A 10,653-nucleotide genomic window follows, 5' to 3' on the forward strand; every position below is an offset into this window, starting at 1 on the left:
GCCTCCCCCGCGCACGCCGGCCCCGGCTTCATCGCCGCTCCGCTCGACCCCGCACAGGTTCCCGGCGCCGACCCGGCCGCCCCCGCCCTGTCGCCCGGTGCCGTACCACCGGATATGGCCGATCAGGTCGGTGCGGAGGTCAAGGAATTGACTCGGGACACCCCGTTCAGCATGGTCGCGCTGACCGCGAAGGAACTGGCCGACACCACCTCTCTGATCCGCGCCCAGCAGGCCGACGGCACCTGGGGACCGTGGTTCCCGGCCGATCGGGTCGATACCGATCGCAGCGATCACGCGGCCGCCCCCGCCCGGACCGGCACCGAACCGATCTACGTCGGCGAGACCAAGGCGGTTCAGATACTGACCACCCACAAGGCGATCACCCCGGCCGCCGGCCGCTCCGACGACCCGGCGCAGCAGGCCGCCTCGCAACTCTCGGCGGTGCTGATCAATCCCGGGCGCGGCGCGATCGACGACAACCTGGCCTCCGTCGCCGCGCCGCTGCCGGGCGGCGGGCCGAAGGTGATCAGCCGGGCGCAGTGGGGCGCCGACGAATCGCTGCGCTGCGAGGAACCCACCTACGACGACGGGCTGGGCGGAATCACCGTGCACCACACCGCCGGGCGCAACGACTACACCAAGGCCGAGTCCGCGGGCATCGTGCGCGCGATCTACGCGTATCACGCCAAGACGCTGGGCTGGTGCGATATCGGCTACAACGCACTGGTCGACAAGTACGGCCAGATCTTCGAGGGCCGCTACGGCGGTCTGGACCGCCCGGTCGAGGGCGCGCACGCGGGCGGTTTCAACGAGAACACCGCGGGCGTGGCGATGATGGGTGATTTCGAGACCGAACCGCCCAGCGACGCCCAGCTCCAGGCCACCGGGCAGTTCGTCGGCTGGCGGGCCGAGATCGCGGGACTGGACCCCGAGGGCCACACCACCATGTACTCCGAGGGCACCGACTACACCCCGTACGCCGAGGGTGCAGCGGTGGACCTGCCGATCGTGTTCGCACATCGCGATGTCGGCAATACCACCTGCCCCGGCGATGCCGCCTATGCGCGCATGGATCGCATCCGCGAGATCGCCGCGGGCGTCGCCGCCGGCACCGCGCCCGCGGCTCCGAAAGACGAACGCGCGCACGCGGATCTGGCGGCTCTCGCGAACGCGATCGCCACATACTGGGCGGGGCAGGGCGGTCCGAACGGACACCTCGGCGCCGCCTCCTCCGAACCGACGCCGACCGGCGACGGCGGCCAGTACGCCAAGTTCGTCAACGGCTACGTCTACGCCGCGCCCGACGGCTCGATCGTCGAGCTGGCAGGCCGGATCCTCGACCGCTTCGTCCAGCTCGGCGCCGAATCCGGGGCGCTCGGAACGCCTTTGCGCAATCCGTATCCGGTTCCCGGCGGTCAGCGGGCCGATTTCCGGCTCGGCTCACTGATCCTCGACACCGCCACCGGCGTCGTCACCACCCTGCTGAAACACGGTGGGGCACAACCCGGCCCGGCGGGCGAGCCGATTCCGCAGGCACTGCCCGTCGCGGACGCCGCGGCCCCGCCGACGGCTCCGGACGCGCCCGCACCTTCCGCTCCGCAAGCATCGGCCGCACCCCAGCCGGCACCCGATGCGCAACCGGCCCCCGATGCCCAAGCAGCACCGGAGGCGCCGGCAGCCCCCGCTCCCGAAGCGCCGAACCCGGCCGCACCCGCACCGGTTGGTCCGGTTCCCGAAGCGCCGCCCGCGCCCGAGTCCGCTGCGGCGGCGCCGTCCCAGCTCGTTCCTCCGGCCCCGGCGGGCTGAAGGCCGAGGTCGGCACCCCGAACTATTCGTGCAAACCTCCACCCACATGCGCGAAACCCGCCGATTGCGGCGAGGTTTGCACGATTGCTTCGGGCCGAGACAACCTGGGCTGAGGTCCTCAGCTCTCCCACCAGCGCTCGAGCACCCGCGCGACGCCGTCCTCCGAATTGGAGGCGGTGATCTCGTCGGCGGCGGCCTGGGCCTCGGGGTGAGCGTTGCCCATCGCCACGCCGTGCCCGGCCATCCGGAGCATCGGCACGTCGTTGGGCATATCGCCGAAGGCCAGGATCGCCGCCGGGTCCACCCCGAGCCGCTCGGCGACCACACTCAAGCCGGCGGCCTTCGTGATCCCGGGCGCGGACAGTTCGATGAGCCCGTTGTTGGTGGAATAGGTGATGTCGGCGCGCCCGGCCAGGTGGGGTTCCAGGGCCGACTGCATCTCCGCGCTGGGCGTTCCCCGCAGCCGGATCAGCATCTTGATCGCCGGCGCCGAGATGACCTCCTGCCGCGACACCTGGGTGTCGTCCGGATTCAGCCAGGCGTGCTCGTATTCGGGTGAGCTGACGAATTGCGGCGTCGCGGCATCGTGCGCGCTGCGGCCCACGCGCTCGGCGGCCAGCCCGCAGCCGGGTAGCACGCGCTCGGCGAGGTCGGCGATCCACGCCAGACTCTCCACATCCAATGTGCTGGTGTGCAGGATGCGATCGGCGGCACTGTCGTAGATCACCGCACCGTTGCCGCAGACACACAGCGGAGGAAAGCCCAGGCCCTCGACCACCGGATCGATCCAGCGCGGCGGACGACCCGTGGCCAGCACGAACGGCACTCCGTCGGCGATCAGCGCGGCCACCGCGGTACGGGTGCGCGGAGTCACCCGTTCCCATTCGTCGAGCAGCGTGCCATCGACATCGGTGGCCACCATCTTCGGCTTCGGCAGACGCGTCACCTATTCCATCCTGCCCGAAATTCCGGCGTGGCTGTAATCATTTGCCCGCGCCCCGCCTGCGAGTGGGCCGGAAGTGGTGCACGATGTCACCGGTGGACTCGAGACCATTCCCTATGATCAGGGGCTAGTAACCGACCCGAGGGGACCGATGACCGGCTTTCTGCTACGACGTGCGCTCAACTATGTCGTGCTGCTGGCGCTGGCGTCGTTCCTGGCTTTCAGTCTGGCGTCGCTGACATTTCGCCCGCTGGACAGCCTCGAACAGCGCAATCCGCGACCGCCGCAGTCGGTGATCGATGCCAAGGCCCACGAACTGCATCTCGACCAGCCGATCCCGCAGCGCTACCTCACCTGGGTCGGCGGCGTGCTACACGGTGACTTCGGCACGACCCTGACGGGGCAGCCGGTCAGCCAGGAACTGCCGCGCCGGATCGGGGTCAGTCTGCGGTTGCTGATCGTGGGCTCGGTCGTCGGAACGGTCCTCGGCGTGCTGATCGGTGCGGCCGGTGCGATCCGGCAATATCGGTTCAGCGACTACTTCACGACGATATTTTCCCTGCTGGTGCTCAGCACGCCTATCTTCCTGTTGGCCACGCTACTGAAATACGGTGCGCTGGAAATAAATTCGGCCGCGGGGCAGCAGATATTCCTCTATACCGGTGAAACCTCGGCCAATGCCGTGCACGGGGTGTGGAATCAGTTCGTCGACCGAGTGCAGCACATGATCGTCCCGAGCCTCGGTCTCGCCCTGGGCGCAATGGCCGGTTACAGCCGCTACCAGCGCAACGCCATGCTCGATGTGCTGCAGAGCGACTTCATCCGCACCGCGCGGGCCAAGGGACTGACCCGCCGCCGTGCGCTCTACAAACACGGCCTGCGCACCGCGCTGATTCCGATGGCGACCCTGTTCGCCTACAGCCTCGGCGCGCTGATCACCGGCGCCACCTTCACCGAGAAGATCTTCGGCTGGCACGGCGTCGGTGAATGGCTCGTCGACGGGATCAACGCGCAGGACATTTACATCGTGGTGACCGTCACGGTGTTCGCGGGATTCGTGGTGCTGGTTTCGGGCCTGCTGTCCGACATCGTGTATGCGATTCTGGATCCGCGAGTGCGGGTCGGATGATCGGGGCGAGAAAGTGACCGAAACCGAGATCATCGCGCAGGGCGCGCCGGAACCCGCGGCGGCCGGACGCCGAAAGCTGGTGTGGCGCAGGTTCCTGCGCAACAAGCCCGCCGTCGTCGGCGCGACCGTGCTGATCATCATGCTGATCGGCGCCTTCGCGATTCCGCCGTTCCTGTCCTACGACTATCAGGAGCGCGACCCGTACGCGCTGCTGCAGCCGCCGTCGCCGCAGCACTGGTTCGGAACCAACGAGATCGGCCAGGACATGCTGGCCCAGACTCTGCACGGTTTGCAGAAATCGCTGATCATCGGCATCTGCGTGGCCGTGCTGACCTCGCTGGTCGCGGTCACCGCGGGGTCGATCGCGGGTCTGCTCGGCGGCTGGACCGACCGCGCGATCATGTGGCTGGTCGACCTGCTGCTGGTGGTGCCCAGCTTCATCATCATCGCGATCTTCGCCCCGCGCACCAAGGGCAGCAGCTCGATTCTGCTGCTGATCGTGTTGCTGGCCGGGTTCAGCTGGATGATCAGTGCCCGCATCGTGCGCGGATTGACGCTGAGCCTGCGCGAACGCGAATTCGTCCGTGCGGCACGGTATATGGGCGCTTCGACGCGTTCGGTGATCGTCACCCACATCGTGCCGAATATCGCATCGATCCTGATCATCGACACCACTCTCGCCGTCGGCGCGGCGATCATGTCCGAAACGGGTCTGAGCTTCCTCGGATTCGGTGTGCAACCGCCGGACGTGTCACTGGGCTCGCTGATCGCCTTCGGCACCAAATCGGCCTTGACCTTCCCGTGGTTGTTCCTGTTCCCGGGTGGTTTCCTGATCGCGATCGTGCTGTGCGCCAACCTCGTCGGCGACGGCCTGCGCGACGCCTTCGACCCGAGTTCCAAGGGCGCGCGGGCGGGCCGGAAGGCCGACCGGGCGGCGAAGCGGGACAAGGCGCAGCGCGGGAAGTCGGCGCGAACCTCCGGTGCCCGTCCGGATGAGCAGGCGGACAAGAGGATTGAAGCGGCATGACCGATCGCACCACCGAATCCGCCGACCGGGCGGACACGCGGCGCAGCACGACCGCACCTCTGCTGGAGGTGTCGGACCTGCATGTGTCCTTCCCCAGCGAGGAGGGCCGCATCGACGCGGTGCGCGGAGTGAACTACACCGTCGCCGACGGTGAGGTGCTGGCCATCGTCGGCGAGTCGGGTTCCGGTAAATCGGTGTCCTCGCTGGCCGTGATGGGGTTGCTGCCCGATCAGGCCCGCATCCGCGGCTCGATCCGCCTGCGGGGCCGGGAGTTGCTCGGCATGGGCGACAAGCAGCTTTCGGCGCTGCGCGGGACGCGGATCAGCATGGTCTTCCAGGACCCGCTCTCGGCGCTCACGCCCGTCTACCGGGTCGGTGATCAGATCGCCGAGGCCCTGGTCGCCCACAAGAAGATGAGCAAGTCGCAGGCCGCGGCCCGGGCCGTGGAGCTGCTCGATCTGGTCGGTATTCCCGAGCCGGCCGTGCGCGCCAAGGCTTTTCCGCACGAATTCTCCGGCGGTATGCGCCAGCGCGTGGTGATCGCGATGGCGATCGCCAACGATCCGGAACTGATCATCTGCGACGAACCCACCACCGCCTTGGATGTGACGGTGCAGGCGCAGATCCTCGATCTGCTGCGCAAGGCGCGCGACATCACCGGCGCCGGCGTCATCATGATCACCCACGACATGGGGATCGCGGCCACGCTGGCCGACCGGGTGGCGGTGATGTACGCCGGGCGGATCGTCGAAAACGCCCCCGCCGCAGAGCTGTTCAACTCGCCGCGGATGCCGTACACCGTCGGCCTGCTCGGTTCCATCCCGCGGATGGACGGCCCGGCCCGGACGCCGCTCATCCCGATCGTGGGTACGCCCCCGCCCATGCACGCCCTGCCGCCGGGCTGTCCCTTCGCGCCGCGCTGCCCGGTCTCGATCGACGACTGCCTGGCCGCGGAGCCGCCACTGCAGGAAACCGCGCCCGCGCACCGGGCGGCCTGCATCCGCACCGCCGAGGTGGGGACCGCGGACCTGTTCGCCGCCTACCGCCACGACACCGACAGCGTCGCCGCGCCGGAACCCGCCGATTCCGATGTGGTGCTGCGGGTTTCGGGCCTGATCAAGACGTTCCCGGTCACCTCCGGTGTGGTCTTCAAGCGCCGTACCGGCGAGGTGCGCGCGGTCGACGGCATCGACTTCGCGGTCCGCAAGGGACGCACACTCGCGCTCGTCGGTGAATCCGGATCCGGGAAATCGACGACGTTGAGCCAGATCATGGACCTCGTGCAGCCGCAGGCGGGCACGATCGAGGTCTTCGGCGAGGATGTCGCGACGCTGAGCAAGCAGCGCAAACGCGATATCCGCCGCAAATTGCAGATCGTGTTCCAGGATCCGGCGTCCTCGCTGGATCCGCGCCTGCCGATTTTCGACGCCCTGGCCGAGCCGTTGCGCGTCGACGGCCGGTCCCGCGACGACATTCGCAAGCGGGTACCGGAATTGCTGAAGCAGGTAGGTCTTCGCGCCGAACACGCCGATCGCTATCCGGCCGATTTCTCGGGCGGGCAGAAGCAGCGCATCAATATCGCGCGGGCGATGGCGCTGGACCCGCAACTGCTGGTACTCGACGAGCCGGTGTCCTCGCTCGACGTTTCCATTCAGGCCGGGGTGCTGAACCTCCTGCGGGATCTGCAGGCCGAACGCGGGCTGTCGTATCTGTTCGTCTCCCATGATCTTTCGGTGGTCCGCAATCTCGCGCACGATATCGCGGTCATGTATCGCGGCAAGATCGTCGAATCCGGTCCGGCCGAGCAGATTTTCGCGTCGCCGCAGCACGAGTACACCCGCGCGCTGATCGACGCGGTTCCGCTTCCGGTCGTCGCGCGCTAGGAGTTCGTCGTGAGGATACGTTCCCGGGCATTGCGTTCGGCCGCTGTCGTAGTGGCGGCCGGGGTGGCCATCACGCTGGCCGGCTGCGCATCGGTGAACACCACGAACGGGCCCGCGGCCCTCGGATCCGCCAACGACATCAATCCGCAGCCGCGCGATGCGGTGCGCGACGGCGGCAACCTGCGGTTGGCGATCAGCGGATATCCGGCCAATTGGAATTCCCTGTCCATCGACGGCAACGAGTTGGAGACCGGGGAGGTGCTGTGGCCGTTGATGCCGCGGTCGTACCTGATCGACGCGACCGGCCAATTGACGATCGACAAGGACTATTTCACCGATATCCAGCTCACCGGCACCGATCCGCAACAGGTCACCTACACCATCAACCCCAAGGCGGTGTGGAGTGACGGATCACCGATCACCTGGGAGGACATCGCCTCCCAAGCCCATGCGCTGTCGAGCGTGGACACCCGCTATCAGATCGCGATCAACAACGGATTCGATCGGGTCGACAAGGTCGAACGCGGGGTCGACGACCGGCAGGCCGTGATCACCTTCAAACAGCACTACGCGGATTGGCGCGGTCAGTTCGCCGGAAACGCGATGCTGTATCCGAAATCGGTCACCGCCGATCCGGATACCTTCAATCGCGCGCTCGCCGGCGGTATCGCGCTCACCTCCGGGCCGTTCGTGGTCCGCTCCACCGATCGCACGCAGGGCCGAATCGTGCTGGGCCGCAATCCGAAATGGTGGGGCGATACTCCGAAACTGGACACCATCACCTTCAGTGTGATGGATCAGTCCGCATATGCGGCGGCCCTGCAGAACAACGAACTCGACGCCGCGCGCCTGAACTCCATCGAGGATCTGGCGACCGTGCGCAGCGGTTCCGAACTGGTCGTACGCCACGCCCCGGGAAATCTGTGGCGGCACATCACCTTCAACGGCGCGCCCGGTTCGATTCTGGCGGATCCCGCACTGCGGGTGGCGATATCGAAGGCCATCGATCGGCAGGGCATCGCGAATGCGATCGAAAACGGTCTGGTGTCGAATCCGAAGCCGTTGAACAATCACATCTTCGTCCAGGGACAAGAGGGTTATCAGGACAACAGCCTGCCCTACGATCCCGCGGCCGCGGCGCGCGAACTCGACGCACTGGGCTGGAAACAGCAGGGCGATGTGCGGGTGAAAGACGGCCGCCGCCTCGAGATTCGCGATGTGATGTACAACGACCCCACCTGGGTTCGGGTCGCGCAGATCGTCCAGGGCGACCTCGCGAAGGTCGGCGTGAAGCTGACCATCGCCACCCGGCAACGCCAGGGTTTCTTCACCGACGCGATGATCCCCGGCGATTTCGATATCGCGCAGTTCCAGTTCTCGGGTGACGCATTCCCGTTCGGGAGCATCCCGCAGATCTACGCCTACCACCCCGATGACGAGCAGAGCAATTTCGGTCGCATCGGCTCCCCGGAGTTGAACGCACTGATCGAGCAGACCCTCAGTGAATTGGATCCGAAGAAGGCCATCGAACTCGCGAACCAGGTGGACCGCAAGGTTTTCGAAGAGGGTTTCTCGCTGCCGCTCACCCAGGATCCCGGCAACTACGGGGTACGGACCACCGTCGCCAACTACGGCGCTCCCGGCCTGGCCACCTACGACTACACCAAGATCGGCTTCGTCAGTTAGCCGCCCGTCCCGACGAAAGGAGAACGAAACCATGCGGATTCGTTCGACAATAACCCGGCTCGCGATCCCCGCGGTCGCGTTCGGATTGCTGCTGTCGGGGTGTTCGGGCTCCACGACCGGGACCGGGAGTTCCGACCTCGGCACGACCAACGACATCAACCCGCACGACGTCGCCGACCTTCGCGACGGCGGCAATCTACGGTTGGCGATCTCGGAATTCCCGCCGAACTGGAACACCCTTCAGATCGACGGCAACAACTACGACATCACCGCGGTCGAGCGGCCGATGATGCCCCAGGCATTCACCATCGATGCCGCCGGCGGCACGCATCTCAACACCGACTACTTCACCAACGTCGAGTTGACCGGCACCGATCCGCAAACCGTCACCTACACCATCAACCCGAAGGCGGTGTGGACGGACGGGACGCCGATCACGTGGGAGGACATCGCCTCTCAAGCCGAGGCGCTGAGCGGTCGCAACCCGGAGTATCTGATCGCCAACAATATGGGTTTCGATCGGGTCGCGAAGGTCGAGCGCGGCGTCGACGACCGCCAGGCGGTGCTGACATTCAACAAGCATTTCGGTGAATGGCAGGGCCAGTTCTCCGGCAACAGCCTGCTGTACCCGAAGTCGGTGACCTCGAATCCGGAGGCGTTCAACAAGAGTCTCGTCGACGGGATCAAGGTGACGGCCGGACCGTTCGTCATCCAGTCCACCGATCGAACTCAAGGGCGTATCACGCTGGGCCGCAACCCGAAATGGTGGGGCGCGACGCCGAAACTCGACACCGTCAATTTCAGCGTGCTCGATTCGGCGGCGCTGGTCCCCGCATTGCAGAACGACGAACTCGACGCGATCGGAATCGGTAGTCGCGGCGATCTGCTGACGGCTCAGGGCGTTCCGAATGTCTCCATCCGCCGCGCGCCGGCGCTGCAGTGGTCGCATCTCACATTCAACGGCGCCCCGGGGTCGATTCTGGAGGATCCCAAGGTTCGCGTCGCCGTCTCCAAGGCGATCGATCGGCAGGGTATCGCGAATGCCATTCAGAACGGACTCGTCGCCGAGCCCAAACCACTGAACAACCACATCTACCTGGAGGGGCAGAAGGGCTACCAGAACAACGCCCTGCCCTACGACCCGGATGCCGCCGCCCGCGAACTCGACGCGCTCGGCTGGAAATTGCAGGGTGACGTGCGCGTGAAGGACGGCCGCAAACTCGAGATCCGCGATGTGATGTACAACGACCCGTCCTGGGTGCAGATGGCGCAGATCATGCAGCAGAATCTCGCCAAGATCGGCGTGAAACTCACGATCGACACTCGGCCGGGACAGGGGCTGTTCACGAATGTGTTCCAGAAGGGCGATTTCGATCTGGCGCAGTTCTCCTGGGTCGGTGACCCGTTCCCCTTGGGCAGCATCAGCCAGATCTGGGGATACGACCCGAACAACTGGCAGGGCAATTACGGCCACATCGGTTCCCCGGAACTCAACGATCTGATCGAGAAGACAGTCTCGGAATTGGACCCGAACAAGGCCATCGATCTGGCCAATCAGGTCGACCGCCAGATCTTCGCCGAGGGCCATTCGCTCCCGCTGCTGCAGTCGCCCGGCATCGTCGCGACCCGTTCCAATCTCGCCAACTACGGTGCGCGCGGGCTGGCCACCCTCGACTGGACGAAAGTCGGCTACCTGAAGTGATTTCCGGTACCGGCCATCCCCTGGCCTATCCGGTTCTCACCACGATCGGCGCCCTGGTGATCTGCATCGCCTGGGCGCCGTTCGCCGATTCGGAGCAGTTGGCCATGTTGGCGGCGGTCGCACTGGTTGTGGTGTTGTACAGCGGATTTCGTGTCGCGGTGGCGTTCGGGGTGGCACCGTGGCGCACGATTCCGGCGGGGACGTTCCGGGTGAAGCGGGTACGCCAGCAGAACCGGTTGCTGAGCCGATCGTGGCTCGAACTCAGCTCGGAGGGCCGAACCAGCTGGCTGCCGGTCTATTTCGATCCGGCACTCGTCGGCCTGACGGAATCCGATGGCACCTGCGACGCCACCGTGGTCGTGAACGGTCGTCGCCTGTTCCCGTCCGGCGCCGCCCGCGACTCCGAACCGCAAGGCCGCCTGATCGACAACCCGTGCGACCGCCGCCAACATGGCCAACTGCTCCGAATCGGCCCAA

General features: G+C 66.4%; 7 protein-coding genes and 1 pseudogene. 7 read left to right on the forward strand and 1 reads right to left on the reverse strand.

Annotated features, from left to right (window positions below):
* The coding region (locus A5789_RS16780) for an N-acetylmuramoyl-L-alanine amidase (protein ID WP_064927291.1) at positions 1-1,806 on the forward strand (1,806 nt) is incomplete at its 5' end.
* Between the two features lie 118 nt (positions 1,807-1,924).
* Here the strand turns inward: A5789_RS16780 and A5789_RS16785 are convergent.
* Positions 1,925-2,728: a Cof-type HAD-IIB family hydrolase gene (locus tag A5789_RS16785; protein WP_063016453.1), complete on the reverse strand. Its 804-nt coding sequence runs from the start codon at positions 2,726-2,728 to the stop codon at positions 1,925-1,927.
* Positions 2,729-2,900: 172 nt separating this feature from the next.
* Here A5789_RS16785 and A5789_RS16790 point away from each other — a divergent pair, with 172 nt between their 5' ends.
* The 6 genes and pseudogenes from A5789_RS16790 to A5789_RS16815 form a co-directional block, all read left to right on the forward strand.
* The gene (locus A5789_RS16790; RefSeq protein WP_064901171.1) at positions 2,901-3,878 is read left to right on the forward strand and encodes an ABC transporter permease; all 978 of its coding nucleotides are present in this window, start codon (positions 2,901-2,903) and stop codon (positions 3,876-3,878) included.
* A gap of 13 nt (positions 3,879-3,891) precedes the next feature.
* Positions 3,892-4,905 carry an ABC transporter permease gene (locus tag A5789_RS16795; RefSeq protein WP_082857245.1) on the forward strand — a complete coding sequence of 338 codons (1,014 nt, stop codon included), beginning with the start codon at positions 3,892-3,894 and terminating at the stop codon, positions 4,903-4,905.
* On the forward strand, positions 4,902-6,788 hold the full coding sequence (locus tag A5789_RS16800; protein ID WP_064901168.1) for an ABC transporter ATP-binding protein: 1,887 nt from the start codon (positions 4,902-4,904) through the stop codon (positions 6,786-6,788). Before A5789_RS16795 ends, A5789_RS16800 begins: the two co-directional genes overlap by 4 nt.
* A 9-nt stretch (positions 6,789-6,797) precedes the next feature.
* Positions 6,798-8,474 carry an ABC transporter family substrate-binding protein gene (locus A5789_RS16805; RefSeq protein WP_064901166.1) on the forward strand — a complete coding sequence of 559 codons (1,677 nt, stop codon included), beginning with the start codon at positions 6,798-6,800 and terminating at the stop codon, positions 8,472-8,474.
* A gap of 31 nt (positions 8,475-8,505) precedes the next feature.
* On the forward strand, positions 8,506-10,176 hold the full coding sequence (locus tag A5789_RS16810) for an ABC transporter family substrate-binding protein (protein WP_030516784.1): 1,671 nt from the start codon (positions 8,506-8,508) through the stop codon (positions 10,174-10,176).
* Positions 10,173-10,653: pseudogene (locus A5789_RS16815) on the forward strand (hypothetical protein); the annotation flags it as partial. The gene A5789_RS16810 and the pseudogene A5789_RS16815, both read left to right, overlap by 4 nt.

Origin of the sequence: Nocardia sp. 852002-51101_SCH5132738 (genome assembly GCF_001665695.1) — a bacterium.
In the GTDB taxonomy this organism is placed as follows: domain Bacteria; phylum Actinomycetota; class Actinomycetes; order Mycobacteriales; family Mycobacteriaceae; genus Nocardia; species Nocardia nova.

Bases quoted from the DNA above. Each gene is read 5' to 3' on its own strand.
- A5789_RS16785 (WP_063016453.1), bottom strand. From the start codon at position 2,728: ATGGTGGCCACCGATGTCGATGGCACGCTGCTCGACGAATGGGAACGG.
- A5789_RS16790 (WP_064901171.1), top strand. From the start codon at position 2,901: ATGACCGGCTTTCTGCTACGACGTGCGCTCAACTATGTCGTGCTGCTG.
- A5789_RS16800 (WP_064901168.1), top strand. From the start codon at position 4,902: ATGACCGATCGCACCACCGAATCCGCCGACCGGGCGGACACGCGGCGC.
- A5789_RS16810 (WP_030516784.1), top strand. From the start codon at position 8,506: ATGCGGATTCGTTCGACAATAACCCGGCTCGCGATCCCCGCGGTCGCG.